This window comes from Aeromicrobium senzhongii (assembly GCF_014334735.1).
Taxonomy (GTDB): Bacteria; Actinomycetota; Actinomycetes; order Propionibacteriales; family Nocardioidaceae; genus Aeromicrobium; species Aeromicrobium senzhongii.
The window spans coordinates 2204400-2224824 of record NZ_CP060587.1 but is presented as its reverse complement, the minus strand read 5'-3'; the positions used below and the strand labels follow the sequence as shown (position 1 = coordinate 2224824).

At 71.6% G+C, this 20425-nt stretch carries 21 protein-coding genes; 14 read left to right on the top strand and 7 right to left on the bottom strand.

All coding sequences use genetic code 11. From position 1 onward, the window contains the following. Positions 1–114: 114 nt before the first annotated feature. From H9L21_RS11050 to H9L21_RS11010, 9 genes are all read left to right on the top strand, one after another. Positions 115–2391 (top strand): catalase, encoded by a 2277-nt coding sequence (locus H9L21_RS11050; RefSeq protein WP_154596848.1) that lies wholly within the window; start codon positions 115–117, stop codon positions 2389–2391. An 11-nt stretch (positions 2392–2402) separates the two neighbouring features. After that, complete coding sequence (locus H9L21_RS11045; RefSeq protein ID WP_255467037.1) at positions 2403–3548, top strand: glycosyltransferase family protein; 1146 nt, start codon at positions 2403–2405, stop codon at positions 3546–3548. After that, positions 3545–4618, top strand: a complete 1074-nt coding sequence (locus H9L21_RS11040; RefSeq protein ID WP_154596850.1) for a glycosyltransferase family 4 protein — start codon at positions 3545–3547, stop codon at positions 4616–4618. The genes H9L21_RS11045 and H9L21_RS11040 overlap by 4 nt, the downstream gene beginning before the upstream one ends. Next, positions 4615–5607, top strand: coding sequence for a glycosyltransferase (locus H9L21_RS11035; protein ID WP_154596851.1), 993 nt, complete (start codon positions 4615–4617; stop codon positions 5605–5607). The genes H9L21_RS11040 and H9L21_RS11035 overlap by 4 nt, the downstream gene beginning before the upstream one ends. Further along, positions 5604–6431 carry a glycosyltransferase family 2 protein gene (locus H9L21_RS11030; protein ID WP_154596852.1) on the top strand — a complete coding sequence of 276 codons (828 nt, stop codon included), beginning with the start codon at positions 5604–5606 and terminating at the stop codon, positions 6429–6431. Before H9L21_RS11035 ends, H9L21_RS11030 begins: the two co-directional genes overlap by 4 nt. A 28-nt stretch (positions 6432–6459) precedes the next feature. After that, positions 6460–7458 (top strand): NAD-dependent epimerase/dehydratase family protein, encoded by a 999-nt coding sequence (locus H9L21_RS11025; RefSeq protein WP_154596853.1) that lies wholly within the window; start codon positions 6460–6462, stop codon positions 7456–7458. Continuing rightward, positions 7455–8135 carry a hypothetical protein gene (locus tag H9L21_RS11020; RefSeq protein WP_154596854.1) on the top strand — a complete coding sequence of 227 codons (681 nt, stop codon included), beginning with the start codon at positions 7455–7457 and terminating at the stop codon, positions 8133–8135. The genes H9L21_RS11025 and H9L21_RS11020 overlap by 4 nt, the downstream gene beginning before the upstream one ends. Positions 8136–8186: 51 nt before the next feature. After that, on the top strand, positions 8187–10670 hold the full coding sequence (locus H9L21_RS11015) for a DUF6351 family protein (RefSeq protein ID WP_154596855.1): 2484 nt from the start codon (positions 8187–8189) through the stop codon (positions 10668–10670). A 63-nt stretch (positions 10671–10733) separates the two neighbouring features. Further along, positions 10734–10898 (top strand): DUF5302 domain-containing protein, encoded by a 165-nt coding sequence (locus tag H9L21_RS11010; protein ID WP_187411464.1) that lies wholly within the window; start codon positions 10734–10736, stop codon positions 10896–10898. A gap of 67 nt (positions 10899–10965) precedes the next feature. Here the strand turns inward: H9L21_RS11010 and gdhA are convergent, their stop codons facing one another. From gdhA to H9L21_RS10980, 6 genes are all read right to left on the bottom strand, one after another. Next, on the bottom strand, positions 10966–12303 hold the full coding sequence (gdhA, locus tag H9L21_RS11005; RefSeq protein WP_222865925.1) for an NADP-specific glutamate dehydrogenase: 1338 nt from the start codon (positions 12301–12303) through the stop codon (positions 10966–10968). 126 nt (positions 12304–12429) lie between these two features. After that, on the bottom strand, positions 12430–13383 hold the full coding sequence (locus H9L21_RS11000; RefSeq protein WP_154596857.1) for an NAD(P)H-dependent flavin oxidoreductase: 954 nt from the start codon (positions 13381–13383) through the stop codon (positions 12430–12432). 144 nt (positions 13384–13527) lie between these two features. Further along, positions 13528–14208: a sigma-70 family RNA polymerase sigma factor gene (locus H9L21_RS10995; RefSeq protein ID WP_154596858.1), complete on the bottom strand. Its 681-nt coding sequence runs from the start codon at positions 14206–14208 to the stop codon at positions 13528–13530. 94 nt (positions 14209–14302) lie between these two features. Further along, entirely contained in the window at positions 14303–15130 is an 828-nt protein-coding gene (locus H9L21_RS10990; protein WP_187411463.1) for a DUF72 domain-containing protein, read from the bottom strand. 8 nt (positions 15131–15138) lie between these two features. Next, the gene (locus tag H9L21_RS10985) at positions 15139–16641 is read right to left on the bottom strand and encodes an FAD-dependent oxidoreductase (RefSeq protein ID WP_154596859.1); all 1503 of its coding nucleotides are present in this window, start codon (positions 16639–16641) and stop codon (positions 15139–15141) included. 7 nt (positions 16642–16648) lie between these two features. Further along, positions 16649–16822 carry a hypothetical protein gene (locus H9L21_RS10980; RefSeq protein WP_154596860.1) on the bottom strand — a complete coding sequence of 58 codons (174 nt, stop codon included), beginning with the start codon at positions 16820–16822 and terminating at the stop codon, positions 16649–16651. 142 nt (positions 16823–16964) lie between these two features. Between H9L21_RS10980 and H9L21_RS10975 the strand changes: the two genes are divergently transcribed. The 5 genes from H9L21_RS10975 to H9L21_RS10955 are packed head-to-tail and all read left to right on the top strand — an operon-like array spanning position 16965 to position 19865. Continuing rightward, positions 16965–17948, top strand: coding sequence for an iron-containing redox enzyme family protein (locus H9L21_RS10975; protein WP_154596861.1), 984 nt, complete (start codon positions 16965–16967; stop codon positions 17946–17948). Further along, positions 17945–18160: a CDGSH iron-sulfur domain-containing protein gene (locus H9L21_RS10970; protein WP_232418817.1), complete on the top strand. Its 216-nt coding sequence runs from the start codon at positions 17945–17947 to the stop codon at positions 18158–18160. Before H9L21_RS10975 ends, H9L21_RS10970 begins: the two co-directional genes overlap by 4 nt. Further along, positions 18153–19013 (top strand): SDR family oxidoreductase, encoded by an 861-nt coding sequence (locus H9L21_RS10965; protein WP_154596863.1) that lies wholly within the window; start codon positions 18153–18155, stop codon positions 19011–19013. Before H9L21_RS10970 ends, H9L21_RS10965 begins: the two co-directional genes overlap by 8 nt. Next, positions 19013–19675, top strand: coding sequence for a methyltransferase (locus tag H9L21_RS10960; protein ID WP_154596864.1), 663 nt, complete (start codon positions 19013–19015; stop codon positions 19673–19675). The genes H9L21_RS10965 and H9L21_RS10960 overlap by 1 nt, the downstream gene beginning before the upstream one ends. Further along, positions 19653–19865 (top strand): hypothetical protein, encoded by a 213-nt coding sequence (locus tag H9L21_RS10955; RefSeq protein ID WP_154596865.1) that lies wholly within the window; start codon positions 19653–19655, stop codon positions 19863–19865. Before H9L21_RS10960 ends, H9L21_RS10955 begins: the two co-directional genes overlap by 23 nt. Here H9L21_RS10955 and H9L21_RS10950 read toward each other — a convergent pair whose 3' ends face one another. Then, positions 19866–20423: a cysteine hydrolase family protein gene (locus tag H9L21_RS10950; protein WP_154596866.1), complete on the bottom strand. Its 558-nt coding sequence runs from the start codon at positions 20421–20423 to the stop codon at positions 19866–19868. Positions 20424–20425 lie beyond the last annotated feature (2 nt).

The following is a 20425-nucleotide window of genomic DNA, read 5'->3' as shown; positions in this document are numbered from 1 at the left end:
CCTTCTGTGAGGGAGGTACCCGGCCACGGATCGATGATTCGGGCGAGGGCGCATGAATAGCCGCCGAACGGGTACCTGAGGTTGGTTCAACCAATCTTGAGGAGCAATCGGTCCATGGATCCCAGCAAGGCAGCAAAGAACATCAAGGACGCCGTCGAGAGCACGGCCGAGAAGGCGATGGACAAGGCCGCCGAGATGGCGACGCCCGAGCCTCCCGGCCGCCCCGGCGCCGAGCCGGCCAGTTTCGAGGAGCCGACGGAGCCGCGTGAGCCGCTGCCGCCGAAGCCCGACCAGAGCAGCCCGGACATGCGCACCGCCACCGGCGCCCCCGCAGGTACCGACGAGAACGCCCGCACCCAGCAGGGGGCGTACCTGACCACGTCGACGGGCGCGCGCGTGCGCGACAGCGACCACTCGCTCAAGGCCGGTCCGCGCGGGCCGATCCTCATGCAGGACCACCACTTCCGCGAGAAGATCACGCACTTCGACCACGAGCGCATCCCCGAGCGCGTCGTGCATGCTCGTGGTTCGGGTGTCCACGGCGTCTTCGAGGGTTACGGCACCGCCGCCGACGTCACGCACGCCGGCTTCCTGCAAAAGGGCGTCACCACACCGGTGTTCACGCGGTTCTCGACCGTGCTGGGCTCGCGAGGCTCGGCCGACACCGTGCGCGACACGCGTGGCTTCGCCACGAAGTTCTACACGCCCGAGGGCACGTTCGACCTGGTCGCGAACAACATCCCGGTCTTCTTCATCCAGGACGGCATCAAGTTCCCCGACGTGATCCACGCCGGCAAGCCGCACCCTGACCGCGAGATCCCCCAGGCCCAGAGCGCGCACGACACCTTCTGGGACTTCGTCTCGCTGCACACCGAGGCACAGCACCACACCATGTGGAACATGTCCGACCGCGGCATCCCGCGCTCGTACCGCATGATGGAGGGCTTCGGCGTCCACACCTTCCGCATGATCAACGCGGAAGGCGCGACGTCCCTGGTCAAGTTCCACTGGAAGCCGAAGCTCGGTGTGCACTCCCTGACGTGGGAGGAGGCGCAGCTGATCAACGGCATCGACCCGGACTTCCACCGTCGCGACCTCTTCGACGCGATCGAGTCGGGTGCGTTCCCCGAGTGGGAGCTGGGCATCCAGGTCTTCGAGGACAACCCGGAGCAGGAGTTCGCGGGCATCGATCTGCTCGACCCGACGAAGATCGTGCCCGAGGAGCTGGCACCGGTGCAGCCGATCGGCCGCCTGACGCTCAACGGCAACCCGACGAACTTCTTCGCCGAGGTCGAGCAGGTCGCGTTCCACCCCGGACACCTGCCCCCGGGCATCGACGTCACGGACGACCCGCTGTTGCAGGCCCGTCTGTTCTCGTACATCGACACGCAGCTCACGCGGCTGGGCGGACCCAACTACAACCAGATTCCGATCAACCGGCCGCACGCGCCGGTCAACGACATGTTGCGCGACGGGTACCACCAGCACGCCGACCACGCGGGTGTGGCGCCGTACAAGCCGAACACGCTCGACGGCGGCTGCCCCTTCTTCGCCGGTGCCGATGACCGCGCGTTCGAGGACCTGCCCGTGCGGGTCGCGGAGTCGACCAAGGTACGCGAGAACCCGGCCACCTTCGACGATCACTTCAGCCAGGTGCGGCTGTTCTGGGCCAGCATGAGCCCGGTCGAGAAGGAGCACATCATCCGGGCGTACTCGTTCGAGCTCGGCAAGTGCTACGACAACACGATCAAGGCACGTCAGCTGCAGTGCCTGGCCAACATCGATCCGGTGCTGTGCAGCGAGGTCGCGACCTCGCTGGGCCTGCCGGCCCCGGAGCCGACGGTCCCGCTGACCGAGGAGGTGCCGAGCCCGGCGCTCTCGCAGGTCGGTGGCACGTGGCCGGCCGACGGCCGCATGGTCGGCATCGTCGTCGACGAGGACGGTGAGCTCGGCGGGGTCGAGGCCCTGAAGTCGACGATCTTCGCCGCCGGGATGGTCCCGTTGATCATCGGGCCGCACGGCGGCACGGTGGGTGGCATCGAGGTCCAGCGCACGTTCGCGACGGCTCGCTCGGTCGAGTTCGACGTCCTGCTGCTGGCCGGCCGCCCGATGCCGGCGCCCGACTCGCACGGGTCGCGCGACGACAAGGGCGGTGCCCCGAGCGGCCCCGCGCTCGACCCGCGCGTCCAGCTGCTGCTGGACGAGGTGTGGCGTCACGCGAAGGTCATCGGCGCCTGGGGTGACGGCACGGCGGCGCTCGAGGCCGCCGGTTACTCCGGTCAGTTGCCCGGAGTCGTCACCGGTGACGACGCCGCGTCCGTGTTCACGCAGGTGCAGGAGCTGATGGCCTCGCACCGCGTCTGGGATCGCTTCCCGGTCGCGGTCTCCTGAATGGAGACTTCGTGACGAGGTCAGCCCTCGAGAGCCGGGCCACGGACGATCGTCCGTGGCCCGGCTCGGTCCCCCCGCCGGGCGGTGCGACCGTGCGTGTCGCCTCCGTCCCTTCGACGCACGTCTACGTGCGTCACCTGCGGCCCCCGTCGGGGCCGAGTCCGTTCGTGCACCTGCCCGATCCCGATCCGGACCACCCGTCGCGCAGCGCCACCACGAAGTGGTGGCCGCCCGTCATGCTGCGACCGGAGTGGGCGGCGACCGCCGACTTCGACGTGTTCCACGTGCAGTTCGGTTTCGACGCGTGCTCGCCCGAGGACCTGTCCCGGCTCGTCGGCGTCCTGCGTGAGCGGGGCAAGCCGCTCGTCCTGACGGCCCACGACCTGCGCAATCCGCACCACCCCACGCGCGAACTGCACGACGAGCAGCTTGGCGTCCTGGTGGCGGCGGCCGATGCGGTCATCACCCTGACCGACGGTGCCGCCGCCGAGATCGCCCGCCGGTGGGGGCGCGAGGCGCTGGTGCTGCCGCATCCGCACGTCGTCGAACTCGACACGATGGCGCGCCTGCGCCGCCGGCGCGAGGCGTCGACGTCGGGCGAGTTCCGCATCGGCCTGCACATCAAGAGCCTGCGCCAGAGCATGGACCCCCTTCCGGTGCTGCGGGTCCTCGACGAGACGATCCGGGACCTGCCCGGTGCCGTCCTGCAGGTGAACGGGCACCACGACGTGCTCGATCCCGACGGCGCCCGCCGCGAGCCGGTCATCGCGCAGTGGCTGGAGCAGGCGAGCGCCGAGGGACGCGTCGACCTGCGGGTGCACGACTTCCTCCCCGACCGCGACCTGTGGGACTACCTGGCCGGTTTGGACCTGGCGGTCCTGCCGTACCGTTTCGGCAGCCATTCGGGCTGGCTCGAGGCCTGCCGCGACCTGGGTACGACAGTCCTCGCCCCGACCTGCGGGTACTACGCGGACCAGGGTCCCGTGTTGTCCTTCGGGTTCGACGAGGCGCGGTTCGACGCCGCTTCGCTGGCCGACGCCGTCCGGCACGCGTACCGGACCCGGCCCGCTCACGGTGCATCGGTGGACGAGCGACGTGACCAACGGATCGAGGTGGCTCGGGCCCACGACCGGCTGTACCGCGAGCTGCTGGCATGAGCAGCCTGAGGATCTGCCTGATCGCCTCCAGCCGCTTCCCGATCCGCGAGCCGTTCGCCGGCGGGCTGGAGTCCCACACCCACGCGCTGGCCCATGAGCTGACGGCGCGCGGGCACGAGGTCACGCTCTTCGCCGCGCCGGGCTCCGACCCGCGGCTGGGCACGCGGCAGCTGCCCGTGCAGGCGTTCCCGCCGGGCTTCGTCGGGCGACCCGACATCTCGGTCACGCCCGAGAACTGGATGGCCGAGCACCACGCCTACCTGGGGCTGATGCTGGAGCTCGCGGCGTCGGGACGACAGCGGTTCGACGTCGTCCACAACAACAGCCTGCACCACCTGCCGGTCGCGATGGCCTCGACGCTCGCCGTGCCCATGGTCACGACCCTGCACACGCCGCCCGTGCCCTGGCTCGAGTCGGCGCTGCACTACGCGTCGGCGAACAGCGCGTTCGTCTCGGTCAGCCGCTTCACGGCGCTGGCCTGGGCGCATGCCGTCACGAGCACGACGATCCTCAACGGTGTCGACGTCGACCGGTGGCAGCAGGGCCCGGGCGGAGGACCGGCGATCTGGTCGGGCCGGATCGTCCCCGAGAAGGGGCCGCACCTGGCCATCGACGCGGCGCGGCTGGCCGGGATGCCGCTCGTGCTCGCGGGGCCGAGCCTGGACCGCGCGTACTTCGACGCCGAGATCGCCCCGCGGCTCGGCGGGGACGTCACGTACCTGGGCCACCTCGACCACGACCACCTGCGCACGGAGGTGGCCGCCGCCCGGGTCGCCGTCGTCACCCCGACGTGGGACGAGCCGTACGGCCTCGTCGCCGCGGAGGCGCTGGCCTGCGGCACGCCCGTCGCCGCGTTCGCTCGTGGTGCGTTGCCCGAGATCGTCGACGAGACCGTCGGCGCGCTGGCGGTGCCGGACGACGTGGCCGACCTCGCGCGGGCGATGGAGCACGCCGCCGGCCTCGACCGGTCGCACGTGCGGCGTGTCGCGGTCGAGCGGTGCTCGATCTCGGTGATGGTCGACCGCTACGAGGAGCTCTACGACCAACTGGCCCCGCGAGCGGCGGCATGATCGGCTACTACGTCCATCACGTCGGCAGCGGTCACCTGCACCGGGCCACGGCACTGGCCGCTGCGCTCGACGTCCCTGTCACGGGGCTGTCGTCCCTGCCGCGTCCCGCGGCGTGGACCGGTGACTGGATCGAGCTCGACCGTGACGACCTGACCGCGCGGACGGCCGGTGACACCGCGGAGGGCTTCTTGCACTGGGCGCCGTTCGGCGAGCCCGGGCTGCGCAGCCGGATGGCCGCCGTGTCGTCGTGGATCGGTGCGGCTGCCCCCGACCTGGTGGTCAGTGACGTCTCGGTCGAGATCGCGTTGCTGGCGCGACTGCACGGGGTGCCCGTGATCTCGGTGGTCCTGCCCGGGGACCGGTCGGACCGGGCGCACCAGCTGGGTTACGCCGCCTCCACCGAGCTGGTCTCGTTCTGGCCGCCGAGCGCCGAGGGCATGGCGATCGGAGCCGGTGAGCGACTGCGGCCGCTGGGGGCGCTCTCGCGGTTCACCGCGCCTGACGAGGTGCCGCAGCGTTCGTCGTCCAGCCGGCGGGTGGTCGTGCTCAACGGCCGCGGTGGGGGAGGCCCCACGGCGGCGCAGCTGGACGAGGCGCGCCGCCAGACGCCGGGGTGGCAGTGGGAGATCCTCGGCGGGTCCGACGGCCCGTGGCTCGCCGACCCGTTCCCCTCGATCCGTGACGCCGACGTCGTGCTGACCCACGCGGGCCAGAACGCGATCGCCGAGGTCGCCGCCGCCCGGCGCCCGGCCATCGTGGTCCCGGGCGCCCGGCCCCACGACGAGCAGCGCACCACGGCCGGCGTCCTGGCCTCAGGCCCGTGGCCCGTCGTGGTCGAGCGCGAGTTCCCGTCGACCGGCTGGGCCGAGCGGCTCGACCGGGCCGTCGGACTGGACGGCCGGGACTGGGCGCCCTGGTGCGACGGACGGGCGGCGGAGCGCTTCGCCGAGGTCGTCGCACGGGTCACGCAGGTGGCCTCGGTCCGATGACCTCCGTCGCTGTCATCACGGTGGTCCACGGCCGTCACGAGCACCTGACGGCCCAGCACCGGTCGCTGTCGGCGAGCACCCGGTGCCCCGACGACCGGGTCGTGGTGGCGATGGGCGACCCCCGGTTGCACGACTGGGCTCCCACGGGGGCACCGGCGCCGCGCGTCCTGCCGATCGACGTCGGCCCTCAGGGGCTGCCGCTCGCAGCGGCGCGGAACCTCGGTGCGCAGACGGCGATCGACCGGGGGGCCGACGTACTCGTCTTCCTCGACGTCGACTGCCTCGCCGCGCCGACGCTCGTCGCCGACTACGCCGAGGCCGTCACGGCCGAGCCGCAGCGGCTGTGGTGCGGACCGGTGACCTACCTGCCGCCGGCGCCGGCCGGCGGCTACCCGCTGGCCGACCTCGAGTCCTGGGACGACCCCCATCCGGCTCGCCCGGCACCCGCGGCCGGCGAGCGGATCCGCGGCGGCGATCCCGACCTGTTCTGGTCGCTGTCCTTCGCCCTGCACCGCGACACGTGGGCGCGCATCGGCGGCTTCTGCGAGCAGTACGTCGGGTACGGCGGCGAGGACACCGACTTCGCCCAGTGTGCCGTCGCCGCGGGCCTCGAGCTCGGCTGGACCGGGGCGGCCCGTGCCTTCCACCAGCACCACCCGGTCGAGCGTCCGCCGATCCGCCACCTGGACGACATCCTCCGCAACGGCGCGATCTTCCGGCGCCGCTGGGGCCGGTGGCCGATGCAGGGCTGGCTGGACGCGTTCGCCGAGCGCGGCCTCGTCGAGCGACACGGGGACGACTGGGTCAGGACGACCGGCGTGTGAGGGGCCCCGGAGCGGGTACGTCCCCCGCATGAAGATCGTCATCACCGGCGCGTCCGGGAACATGGGGTCCGCAGCCCTGCGCGAGCTGTCCGCGGACGGGCGTCACGAGGTGATCGCCCTGGCGCGACGGCGCCCGGAGGTCGAGAACGCCGGAGCCGCCTCGGTGCGCTGGCACGCCGCCGACGTCTCGCGCGACGACCTCTCGACGATCTTCACCGGCGCCGATGCCGTGGTGCACCTGGCGTGGAAGTTCCAGCCGACGCACCGTCAGGACGTCACGTGGCGCACCAACGCGGTCGGTACGCGCCGCGTGCTCGACGCCGTCGCCGAGGTGGGCGTCCCGGCGGTGGTGTGCGCCTCCTCGGTGGCGGCGTACTCACCGGTCGACCACGACACCCCGGTGGACGAGACCTGGCTGACCGACGGGGCGTCCGAGGCGACGTACTGCCGCGAGAAGGCCTACGTCGAGCGCACGCTCGACGCGTTCGAGGCCGCGCACGCGGACGCCCGCGTCGTGCGCCTGCGGCCCGCGTTCACGTTCCAGCGCTCCGCGGCCAGCGAGCAGCGCCGCATCTTCGGCGGAGCCCTGGCGCGCCCCGGCCTGCTCGATCGCCGGCGGATCCCGATCGTCCCGGTGCCTTCGGGACTGAGGCTGCAGGCCGTCCACGCCGGGGACGTCGCGCGGGCCATCGCGGCCGCCGTCGAGCGACCCGTCTCGGGCGCCTTCAACCTGGCGGGGGAGGGCGTGCTGCGCCGGGACGAGATCGGCGACCTGATGGGCGCGAAGACCGTCGAGGTACCCCCGGCGGTGGTCCAGCGAGGACTCGACGCCGCGTGGCGAGTGCACGCCCTGCCGGTCCCCGGCAGCCTGTTCAACGCGCTGATGCACGTCCCGCTGATGTCCACCGACCGCGCCCGGACCGAACTGGGCTGGTCTCCGCGTCACTCCGGCCGCGACGCGGTCAACGCCCTGCTGGAAGGCATGCCGCAGCGCGCCGGCAGCACGATGCCCCCGCTGCACCCGTGAACGGCCGCGTCATGGAGTCCGCGACGGGAGTCGCCGCCTCGGCGGCCGGTCAGGTGCTGGGCGCCGCCACGCGGGTCGGGTCGGCGCTGCGCCGGGCGCCGAAGCCGCTGCACCCGCGCGGGTCGGTGTGGCAGGGCGAGGTCGTCCGCGTCGGCACCCTGCTGCCCACCGGTGTGCCGTGGCTGGACGAGCCGGGCCGCGATTCCGCCCTCGTGCGGGTGTCTGCGGCGATCGGCCTGCCGCACGGCTGGCCGGACCTGCAGGGTGTGGCGATCCGGCTGCCCGATCAGCAGGGGGCCGACCTGCTGCTGGGCAGCACGGGCGCGGGCCGACTCAGCCGCTTCCTGCTGCGTCCCGTCCGACCGTCCAGCCGGCACCTGACCTCGACCCTGATGCCGTACCGCGGTCCGGCCGGACCGATCCTGCTGGCGGCCGTGCAGACGCAGCCCGAGGAGTACGTGCTGCTGCGTGCCGAGGGGACGGGCGAGTGGATCGGCTTCGCGCACCTGCGGCTGCTGCACGAGATCGACGAGGAGCCGTCGTACGACCCGATCCGCCGTCCGCTGCCCGGGCTGCGGAACTACTCCTGGGTGACGCGGCTGCGCGCCCCGGCGTACCGCGTGGCTCGCCGCGCGCGGGGCGAGGCGGAGACCCCCCCGGGTGACAAGGTGATGTAGGTCACCGTAGGGTGCCCGGAAGTGGTCTCGGGCCGTCCTTGGGAGTCAGGCATGCGTGCTCTTCACCGTCTCGTCCGTCCCGTCCTCGTCGCGGTCGCGGGGACCGCGCTCGTCGCGGGAGCCGGTGTCGCCGCCGAAGGAGCGGCCCGGCCCGGTGAAGCCCTGCGCATCGAGGTGCTGTCCAGCGCGGCGCACCAGGTGTCGGCCGGCGACGCCCTCGTCGAGGTGCGTGTCCCGCGGCGGGTCAGGCCCGCGGACGTGGTGGTCCGAGCCGGCGCGGCCGACGTCACCGATGCCTTCGACCTCACCGCCGACCGCACGCTGGTCGGTCTGGTGAGCGGCCTGCGCGAGGGCAGGACCACGCTGCGTGCCGACGTGCGTCGAGGTGCCAGGGTGGGGGCCCGCCCCGCCTCGGTGCGGGTCACGAACCACCCGGCCGCCGGGCCCATCTTCTCGGGACCGCACCAGCAGCCCTTCGTCTGCACCACGGCGCGAGGTCGATTCGACGGGCGCAAGATCCTCGGCCAGCCGATCGTGGACAACCAGGACCGTCAGGGCATCGCGGTGGCGCGGCAGGACGCGAACGGCGACTACCCGCAGGATGCGCGCGGCTATCCCACCGCCGCGGCCCAGACGGTGGGCTGGAGCGCGAACTGTGCCGCCGAGCGCCGGATCGGGTACGTCTACCGCTCGACGACCGACGATCGGTTCCACTGGCTCGACGACCCGGCGAACGCGCCGGCCGACACCGCGACCACGACCACCGACGACGGGCGGCAGGTGCCGTTCGTCGTGCGCTGGGAACGCGGCACGATCAACCGCTTCATCTACAGCATCGCGGTGCTGGCGCCGGTCGGCGATGCCGATCCGGAGCGCCCCGACGGGGCGCTGTGGAACCGCCGGCTGGTGTTCAGCTTCCAGGGCGGCGTCGCGATCGGGCACACGCAGGGCACCACGAGCGACGATGCGATGCTGCCGGCGGAGCTGCTCGGCCAGGGGTACGGCGTGATGTGGTCCAGCGGCACCAGGACCAGCACGCACTACAACCTCCAGTTGGGCGGCGAGACGGCGCTCATGCTGAAGGAGCGGGCCGTCGAGACCTACGGGGTGCCCGACTACACGGTGGCCGTGGGCGGGTCGGGCGGGGCGATCCAGCAGTACGTCTACGCCCAGAACCATCCGGGCATCATCGACGCGGCGATCCCGCAGTACTCCTATCCCGACATGGTCACGCAGGTGATCCACGTGGGCGACTGCGAGCTGCTGGAGCACTACTTCGACGCGACCGACCGGACCAACGCGAAGTGGAAGGACCCGGAGGTCCGCCAGGCGATCATCGGCCTCAACGGCACGAAGGAGCCCAAGAACCTCTCCGCGGGCGAGATCGCGCAGTGGAACCAGCTGTACGGTGCGATGCAGGCGCTCGGCTACCAGGTGATGGACCGGGCGCCCGGCTCCGCGGCGCCTCCGCTGTCGGAGTGCAAGCCCGGCTGGTTCGGGCTCACACCGCTGGCGCTCAACCCGACGTTCACCGACGTGGACGACCTCGACCAGCTCGCCCAGGGCACCGACGGCGTGGAGTGGACGCACTTCGCCGACCTCGTGAACGTCTACGGCACCGGGCCCGACGGATACGCCCGCGTGCCGTGGGACAACGTGGGCGTGCAGTACGGCCTGCAGGCGCTGAAGGACGGTGTCATCACCCCGGCGGAGTTCCTCGACCTCAACGCGAAGGTCGGCAGCTGGAAGGAGTCCCGGGACATGGTGACCGAGGGGGCACCGTTCGCGGGCCCGACGACACCGCAGAACTTCGATCCGTGGAGCTCGCGCAACATGAAGCTCAGTCCCGGCGGCGACGCGCCGGCTCCTCGCCGCGAGGGGGACCTGCGGGCGATGCGTGCGGCCTACACCTCGGGCATGCAGTTCCAGGGCGACATCGACATCCCGATCATCGACCTGCGTCCGTACCTGGAGGACGAGCTGGACATGCACAACACCCAGCAGTCGTTCGCCACCCGTCAGCGGATGCTCAACGTCGACGGCGACGCGTCGAACCAGGTGATCTGGTTCACCGACGCCCGTCCCGCGCAGGACTACGACCCCACCCTGCGCGCGTTCGAGGTGATCGACGAGTGGATGGCGAACATCGCGAGGCATCCGCGCCGCGGGGTGTCGGGCAACAAGCCGCGCCGTGCCGTCGACACCTGCTTCACGACCACCGGCGACGTCATCGCGGCCGGGTCGAGGGTGTGGAGCGGGATCATCGACACGCGGTCCGCGGGGGAGTGCACGCAGCGCTTCCCGATCTACTCGAGTTCGCGTCGCGTCGCCGGCGCGCCCTTCGAGGGCGGCATCTGGAAGTGCGCCCTGCAACCGGTCTCGAAGGCGGCGCGATCGGGACTGTACGGCTCGTGGAAGCCGACCCGCGAGGAGCTCGCCCGGTTGCAGCAGGTCTTCCCCGGCGGTGTCTGCGACTACCGCAGGCCCGATGCAGGGAAACCCGCTGGCAGGCACCACGCGTGGTGGCAGCACTGAGGGACACGGCTGTCGCTCCGGCCGGTGCTGGGGCTACGTTGGAGACAACCTGAGGAGGCCGCAATGACTGACGCAGAAGATGTGAAGGCCAAGTTCCGCGAGGCGCTCGACAAGAAGAAGGAGCGCCACCACGCCACGGCCGAAGGGGCCGAGCACGACGGCAGTGAGAAGTCGCACGGCGCCGCCAAGCCGATCGACCAGCCGGAGTTCCGCCGCAAGTCGGTCTGACCCGGCGCACACCGAGAACGCCCCGGATCCGTGAGGATCCGGGGCGTTGTCGTCTCGCGAGGAGGGGTCAGATGACACCGAGCGCGAGCATCGCGTCGGCCACCTGGGTGAAGCCGGCGATGTTGGCGCCCGCGACGTAGTTGCCCGGCGCCTCGTACTCGTCGGCGGTGGCCAGGCAGCGGTCGTGGATGCCGCGCATGGTCTCGGCGAGCCGGTCCTCGGTGTACTCGAACGACCAACGGTCGCGGGACGCGTTCTGCTGCATCTCCAGGGCGCTGGTCGCGACGCCGCCGGCGTTCGCGGCCTTGCCCGGCGCGAACACGATGCCGGCCTCGCCGAACAGACGGATCGCCTCGGGGGTGCAGGGCATGTTCGCGCCCTCCGCGACGATCGTGCAGCCGTGACCGGCCAGCGTCTTGGCGTCGGCCTCGTCGAGCTCGTTCTGGGTCGCGCAGGGCAGCGCGATGTCGCAGGGCACGTTCCAGATCGAGGAGTCGTTCACGAAGCGGGCGCCGTCGCGCTGGTCGGCGTACTCGCTGATCCGCGCCCGGCGCACCTCCTTGATGTCCTTGAGCAGATCGAGGTCGATGCCCTTCTCGTCCACGACGTAGCCGCTGGAGTCCGAGCACGCCACGACCGTGGCACCGAGCTGTTGCAGCTTCTCGATGGCGTACGTCGCGACGTTGCCCGAGCCCGACACGACGACGCGCTTGCCGTCGAAGGAGTCGCCCCGGGTGCGCAGGATCTCGCCGGCGAAGAAGACCGTGCCGTAGCCGGTCGCCTCGGTGCGCACGAGGGAGCCGCCCCACGTGATGCCCTTGCCCGTGAGGACGCCGGACTCGTAGCGGTTGGTGATCCGCTTGTACTGGCCGAACAGGAAGCCGATCTCGCGGCCGCCCACGCCGATGTCGCCCGCGGGGACGTCGGTGTACTCGCCGATGTGGCGGTACAGCTCGGTCATGAACGCCTGGCAGAAGCGCATGATCTCGCCGTCGGAGCGACCCTTGGGATCGAAGTCCGAGCCGCCCTTGCCGCCGCCGATGGGCATCCCGGTCAGGGAGTTCTTGAAGATCTGCTCGAACCCGAGGAACTTGACGATGCCCAGGTAGACGCTCGGGTGGAACCGCAGGCCACCCTTGAACGGGCCGAGGGCCGAGTTGAACTCGACGCGGAAGCCGCGGTTGATCTGCACGTGTCCCTGGTCGTCGACCCACGGGACCCGGAAGATGATCTGACGCTCCGGCTCACACAGCCGCCGGATGACGGCGGCGTCGGTGTAGGCCGGGTGCTTCGTCACCACTGGCCCGAGGCTCTCGAGGACCTCGTGGACGGCTTGGTGGAACTCAGTCTCGCCGGGGTTCCGGTGGAGCACTTCGTCGTAGACCTTGCCGAGCTTCTCGTGCAAACTCACCAGGCTTCATTCCTGTCTGCTTCGGTACGTTCAATTGTTACGCTCAGATATCGTCCTTGCAGATCAAGCCTGCCCTACCGCCTCGAGGCGAGGACTCCCGCCCCGGGCGGCGGCCGGGGTTCAGACCGGGACGGCGGCCAGCAGCTCCCGCCGCGCTTCCTCGTACTCGCGACGCAGCCGGGCCACCAGATCGGCGGCGGGGACGGTCGCGTCGATCACGCCCAGGCCCTGGCCGGCGCCCCAGATGTCCTTCCAGGCCTTGGCGTCGCTCGTGCTGCCCGAGCCGAAGTCCATCGTCGTCGGATCGCCCTGCGGGAGGTTCCGGGGATCGAGCCCGGCGGCCTCGATGCTGCCGCGCAGGTAGTTGCCGTGCACGCCGGTGAAGAGGCTGGAGTAGACGATGTCGTCGGCTGAGCTGTCGACGATCATCTGCTTGTAGTCGTCGACGACGTTCGCCTCGTCGGTGGCCAGGAACGCCGAGCCGACGTAGGCCAGGTCCGCGCCGGCGGCCTGGGCGGCGAGCACCGACCGGCCGTGCGCGATGGAGCCCGAGAGCAGCAGGGGGCCGTCGAACCACTGACGGATCTCCTGGAGCAGCGCGAAGGGGGAGAGGGTCCCCGCGTGGCCACCGGCGCCGGCCGCCACGGCGATCAGGCCGTCGGCGCCCTTCTCGATCGCCTTGCGGGCGAACCGGTCGTTGATGATGTCGTGCAGCACGATGCCGCCGTAGGAGTGGACCGCGTCGTTGATCTCCGGACGCGCGCCCAGCGACGTGATCACGATCGGCACCCGGTGCTCGACGATCGTGGCCATGTCCTCCTCGAGCCTGTTGTTGGACCGGTGCACGATCTGGTTCACCGCGAACGGTGCGGCGTCGGTGCCCGCCAACTCGTCCTCGATCCGGTCGAGCCACTCGCCCAGCAGCGACGCCGGCCGGGCGTTCAGCGCGGGGAAGGAGCCGACGATGCCGGCCTTGCACTGCGCGATCACCAGATCCGGTCCCGAGGCGATGAACATGGGTGAGGCCACCACGGGGAGCGACAGGCGGTTCTGCAGGACGGCGGGCAGGGACATGGTCGACCTCCGAGGGCGATGGGAAACGGCAACTGCAACTCGTTGCATAGTAGAGCGGCGTGAGAGCCGCCACAAGCACCGTGCGCGACGACGCCCCCTCCCTGGCGTGGGAGAGGGCGGGACGCGTGCTGCGACGTGGGGCCGTCAGGCCGCCGCGAGGTCGGGATGGTGGCGCAGGGTCGACAGCACCTTCGAGAGCCGACGCGAGACCTGCATCTGGCTGATCCCGAGGCGATCGGCGATGACCTGCTGCGTGAGGCCGTCGACGAACCTCCAGTGCAGCAGTCGACGCTCGTCCTCACCGAGCTCGCGCAGCGGACGGGCCACGGACATCCACTCGACGAGGAAGTCGAGGTTGTCGTCGGCGTGCGCGAACTCGCGACGGCCGTGGCTGATGTCGTCGACGGAGTCGGGCTGGAAGCACCCGCGCGCCACCACCGCGTCGCGCAGGTCCTCGGGCTCGACACCGATGCGCGCGGCCAGCTGGTCGAGGTTCGATGACGTGACCTCGGGGAGCTGCTCGCTCACGATCAGCGCCTGGATCTCCTGGACCCGGCGCGGCGGGCGCACCATCCAGGCGCGGTCGCGGAAGTGACGCTTCAGCTCACCTTGGATCGTGGCCGAGGCGAAGGGCGGGAACGGCCCCTGATCGGAGTCGTAACGGCGGGCGGCCTTGACCAGGGCCAGGCGCGCGACCTGCTCGAGATCCTCCAGGTCGACACCGCGCCCGGTGAAGCGTCGAGCCAGGGCGGTGGCGAGGCTGAGGTGTCCGAGCACGAGGTCGTCGGCAGCCGAGAGCGGGGGGTGGTCGTACAACGCAGTCATGGATACTCCGCATCGCTGGAGGTACCGAGTGGCTGTGGCTTCAACCGTTTTCCAGCCTCACACGGCCCACGGGGGTCGGCAACAGGAGCGGTGCTCAGTCGGCGCGCAGGCGATCCAGCAATCGCTCGGCATCGTGGGGCGCATGTCCCTCGGAGTCGTTGTCGAAATAGACGTGGACGTCGAGGCCCTCGTCGCGGCGGCGTCGGCACCAGTGGCCCCACTCGTCCAGGGACCGGTCCGAGTAGCGACTCGCGTACAGGCGGGTGTGTCCGTGCAGGCGTGCGTAGGCGATCGTCGAGGACGGCAGGTCGAGCACCGGCCAGGGGCGGGGCGCGTCGGTCCACACGCCGGCCACGTCGAGGTCGCGCAGTTGGGCGGCGTACTCGGGCGTCGCGAACGAGGGGTGGCGCACCTCGAGTGCGTGGTGGATCGGACCGTCGGCGCGCGCCTGCGTGACGGCCCGGCCGGGACCCAGTCGGTCGTCGTGCCGCTCGGCGAGCTCCGCCGCTTCGGCCATGGTGCGGGGCAGCAGCCGCAGGAACGCCCCGAGGACGTCGGGGTCGTACACCGAGGTCGCCGGCAGCTGCCACACGATCGGGCCGAGTTGCTCGCCCAGCTCCAGCACCCCCGAGGCGAAGAAGTTGGCCAGCGCGGTCTCGACGCGGACCAGCTTCAGCAGGTGGGTGACGTACCGGCTGCCCTTGAGGGCGAAGGAGAACCCCGGTGGCGTCTGCTCGGCCCAGCGGGCGAACGTGGTCGGCCGCTGCAGCGAGTAGAAGGTGCCGTTGACCTCGACGGAGGTCAGCCGACTCGCCACGTGCTCGAGCTCGCGCCGCTGGACGAGTCCCTTCGGGTAGAAGTCGCCGCGCCAGGACGGGTAGCTCCAGCCGCTCACGCCGATCAGGTACCGGGCATCGGCCACCGTCGGCCTCAGTCGTCCGACTCGTCGGCCAGGCGGGCCAACGGCCGGGTGGCGGGCCCGTTCAACACCTCGCCCTCGGCCGAGAACCGCGAGCCGTGCAGCGGGCAGTCCCAGGACTGCTCGACGTCGTTCCACCGCAGCACGCCGCCGAGATGGGTGCACAGGCCCTTGACCCGGCAGACTCCCGACTCGGTGCGGGACTCGGCCACGATCCGCGCACCCTCGCGGTGCACCGCGCCCTGGCCGGGCTCGAGCTGCCTGCGCTCCGCGGTGACGGCCCGCGCCACCCCGGTGACGGTCTCGCGGGCGACCCCGGCGTTGATGTGGGCGCGGCCACGGACCGACACGAGGGGCGACGAGTGGTCGGCGACGTCCTTCATCCACGCGACGGGGGAGCCGAGGATGTCCTGGGCGATCGCGATCGCCGCGGCGGTGCCGTTGGTGAAGCCCCACTTGGCGAAGCCCGTGGCGAACCACATGCGGCCGCCTCCGCGGGGCATTCGGCCGTAGCGCGGCAGACCGTTGCCGGTCGTGTAGTCCTGGGCCGACCAGACAGCCGTCTCCTGGACGCCGGAGAAGTGCTCGGTGGTCCAGGTGCGGATCGCCTCGACGTGCTCGCGCTCGGAGGCGGTGCGGCCGACGCCGTGGCCGAACCCGCCGACCAGCAGGACGGACCGGCCGTCGTCGGTGAACGCGTCGCGGATGGACACCGACGGGCTGCCGGCCGACAGGGCCATGAGGCGCGGCGGGTTGCCCATCTCGTAGGCGACGACGTAGGAGCGCTGGGGCTCGAGGTCGCTGAAGGCCAGACTGCGGTCGAGGATCGGGGCGCCCGTGGCCACCACGATCGACTCGGCGGTGATCTCGCGGCCGTCCGTCAGCTTCGCGCGTGGATGACCGACCTTGCTCACGTGCTCGACCCGGGCGCCCTCGACGAGGGTGCCGCCGTTCTCGCGGTACTCGGCGGCGAGCGCCTGCAGCAGCGAACCCGGGTCGACCTGGGCCTGGCCGGGCAGGACGACGGCGCCGTGGGTGGGGAAGGGGACGTCCAGGTCGTCCTCGGTCCACTCGACGGGCAACCCCAGCGCCTTCGCGGCGACGTACTCGGACCGGGCGGAGGAGACCTGGGTGGGGCTGGCAGCGAAGGTCGCGGCGGGCCGGCGATCGATCCGCACGCCGTGCTCGTCGGCGAACTCGGTCAGCCAGTCGAAGCCGACGCGGTTCGCCTCGACGTAGGTGCGCACGGTCTCGCGGTCGTGGTCCTTCAGCAGGCTCGACAGTCGCGTGCCCTGCAACAGGCTGACCTTGGCGCTGCTGTGTCCGGTCGATCCCGCGCCCACGTAGCGGGCCTCCACCACGCAGACGCGCCGTCCGGCCCGCGCGAGCAGCAGGGCGGTGGTCAGGCCGACGACCCCCGCCCCGATGACGAGGTCCTCGCAGGCGTCGGGCAACTCGTCGCTGGGTCCGACAGCGGCGGGGACCTCCCACACGGGGCGGTTGTCGTCGATCATCGACACCTCAGCTCGGGAAGACGGGGTCGGTCGGGTTGTCCGGGATGTTCGGGACTCCCTGGGGCTGGCCCTCGGGACCGGGGACCGTGGGCTCGTCGGGATCGATGGGCTGATCGGGCTTCGTCGACGGGTCGTCGGGATCGGGGCCCTCGGCGGGCGATTCGGGGTGCGGCGTGGTCATGGTGATCCTCCTGTGGTGTCGGACACCCGGGGCGTACCCAACTCGCGCCACCTCATGCATCGGGAGACCATGGCGCAAGGGCCGCATGAGACGAGCCCGCCGGGGTACACCCCCGGATGTCGTCTTGAGGAGAGGAACATGGATGCGAACAGCCGTTCTGGTGGGAGCCGGGACCGCCGTGCCCAGTCTGCCGCGACCTCGCGGTGACCTGAGCTCAGCGACCGTCGCCGCGTTGTCTGGGGCCCTGCCCTGGGACCGCGTCCCCCGGGTCGAGGCCTCGAGTCTCGAGGACTCCCTGTTGACGGCCTGGATCGCCCACGAGCTGCACCACCGGGGCTTCCCCGACCTGCAGGATGCCGAGTGGACGCCCGAGCTGATCGCGGTGCGGATGCAGATCGAGCGCGAGCTCGAGGCCCGGCTGCGCGAGCGCGCCGAGGGTCGCCTTCCCGCCTCCGCCGACCCCGACGTGCTGCTGGACTTCGTGCGCGAGGACGAGGGCCGCTCGCTGGCCGCGTACGTCCAGCGGCAGGCCACGGCCGAACAGGTCCGCGAGCTGCTCTGGTACCGGTCGATCTACCACCTCAAGGAAGCCGATCCGACCGCGTGGACCCTGCCGCGACTGCCCGGGCCGTCGCGGGCCGCTCTGGCCGAGCTGCAGTACGACGAGTACGGCGCCGGCCGCCCCGAGCGCCTGCACGCCGGCCTGTTCGCCGAGGGCATGCGGGCCTGTGGTCTCGACACGCGTGAGAACGCGGCGATCGACGACGTCCCGCTCGAGGTGCTCGAGATGAACGTGACGCTGACGATGTTCGGCCTGCAGCGCCGGCTGCGCGGTGCCGCGGTGGGCCACCTGGTCGCCTTCGAGGCGTCCAGCTCGGGTCCCTCGCGCCGCATGTCCCGCGGCCTGCGCCGGCTGGGCTTCCCCGAGGAGATGGCCGCCTACTACGACGAGCACGTCGAGGCCGACGCCGTGCACGAGCAGACGGCGGCCCGGTTCATCGCCGGGGCGCTGGTCGAGGCCGAGCCCGAGCTGGCCGAGGACGTCGCCTTCGGCGTCTTCACCTGTCTGGACCTCGAGGACCGCTTCGCCGCGGCGATGCTCCGCCGCTGGGGAGTCGAGGCGTGAGCCGGGGCGTGGACCTGACGGTGTGCCCCAACGGGCCGCTGCTCATCCGTGGCGACCTGGGCGTGCGCACCCCCGACGGTGAGGTGCACCGCACCGAGCGTCCGGTCAGCGCCGTGTGCCGCTGCGGCAAGTCGGCCTCGCTGCCGTGGTGCGACGCGACGCACCAGGCGCTCAAGACCAAGATCGACGAGGAAGGAAGCGCAGATGAGTGAGGACGCAGGATTCCCCGCCCAGCAGCAGGAGCCCCCGGGTCTGACCGAGCCCATGGTGCCCCGACCCGATCACGGTGAGGAGAGCTACGTCGGCTCGGGCCGCCTCGAGGGGCGCAAGGCGCTCATCACCGGTGGCGACTCGGGCATCGGCCGTGCCGTCGCCATCGCGTACGCCCGCGAGGGTGCCGACGTGGCCTTCACCTACCTGCCGGAGGAGGCCGAGGACGCCCGCGAGACGTCCCGGCTGATCGAGGAGGCGGGCCGCACGAGTCTGCCGATCGAGGCCGACCTGCGGGACAGCGCGACCTGCGAGCGGGTCGTCGGCCAGGCCCATGACGGGCTCGGCGGGCTCGACATCCTGGTCAACAACGCCGGCTTCCAGATGGCGCGCGACGAGGGCCTCGAGCAGATGAGCGACGAGCGCATCGAGCGGACCTACGCGACGAACGTGTTCGCCCTGCTGTGGCTCGTCCGCGCGGCACTGCCGCACCTGGGCCGCGGCTCGTCCATCATCAACAACTCGTCGATCCAGGCCTACGAGCCCTCGACGAGCCTGTTGGACTACGCCTCCACGAAGGCCGCGATCAACAACCTCACGGTCAACCTGGCCGCCGAGCTGGGACCGCGCGGGATCCGCGTCAACGCGGTGGCTCCGGGGCCCATCTGGACGCCGCTGCAGCCCGCCACCCAGCCCGAGGAGAAGATCGAGCAGTTCGGCTCCGACACCCCGCTGGGTCGTGCCGGGCAGCCGGCGGAGCTGGCCGGGGCGTTCGTGTTCCTGGCCAGTGAGCGCGAGGCCGGGTACGTCTCGGGCACCGTGCTGGGCGTCACCGGCGGAAAGCCCGTCTTCTGATGCTGCAGACATCGGAGCCGCAGGCGCAGCTGGCGACGTTCGGGGGCCGGGGGATCGGCTACGACGAGCGGGTCCTGACGCCCCGGCCGTGGACCGAGGCCCAGTCGCTGTGGGCGCGCGAGCTGCTCGACGAGCTGCCCGACGGTCCCGTGCTCGAGGTCTGCTCCGGCGCGGGGCACATCGGGCTGCTGGCCGTCAGCGGGACGAACCGGCCGCTCGTGCAGGTCGACGCGGACCTGCACGCCTGCGTCTGGGCGTCCCGCAACGCCCGCGCGTGGGGTGTCGACAGCGACATCCGCCACGGCACGATGTCCGAGGCGGTCATGGTGGACGAGCGCTTCGCGCTGATCCTCGCCGATCCGCCGTACCTGCCGTCCGGCGACGTGACCCGGTTCCCGGAGGACCCCCTCACGGCGATCGACGGCGGTGGCGACGGCCTGGACCTCGCCCGTGAGTGCCTCGACGTCATCGTGCGGCACCTCGTCACCGATGGTGCCGCGCTGCTGCAGTTGCGCGATGTCGAGCAGGGCCGTGAGTTGGTGTCCGACGCGGCACAGCGCGGTCTCACGATCGCCGAGAGTCGGCAGTTCGACGGCGGAGCAGTCCTGCTGCTGCGCCGCACGACGGAAGGAAGAGCAGATGGAAGCCAAGCCGGACCTTGAGAAGAAGACACCGGACGCCGACGACCTGACCGTCGACCCCCAGCACGAGCAGGTCGGCGAGCCAGGTGGCGGCGATCCCGACGGCGGCGCGTCGACCGTGCCCGGTGTCGGTGCCGACGGCGTGCCCGACCTGCCCGTCACCGACGACCCGGGGACCGGTGGCCCGGGTGAGGACGAGGCCGACGACTGATCAGGCCGAGTCGCCCGGGCGGGACTCGAGCTCCTCGGGCGACACGACCTCCTGGCGGTACTGCTCCTTGAGCCACCGCAGTGCCGCCTCGTGGGCCTGGTCGTCGCCCGACGTCACGGCGCCCTCGGCGATCCACACCGTGAAGTCGTGGGCGTAGGCCGACGCCGCCGTCATGGCGATGCAGGCCTCGGTGACGACGCCGGCGATGACCAGCTCGTCGACCTCCAGCTCGTGCAGCCGCTCGAGCAGGTCGGTGCGGTGGAACGCGTCGTCGCGGCGCTTGATGACCGTCACGTCGGGACGCAGGTCGAGCTCGGCCAGCAGCTCGGCACCGTGCGTGCCCTCGAGGACGACCGGCTGGTCGTCCTCGCGCATGTTCCTGGCCCACGTCAGCTTGTCCTGCGGCAGGACGGTACGGACCTCGACGACGGGCACGTCGTGGCGTCTGGCCCAGTCGGTCCACTCCTGCGTGGCGCGGACGATCGCGGAGCGTTGTTCGCGCAGCGGCGGCGGGTTGAGGAAGTCTTCCTGCAGGTCGATCACGATGAGAGCACGCACGG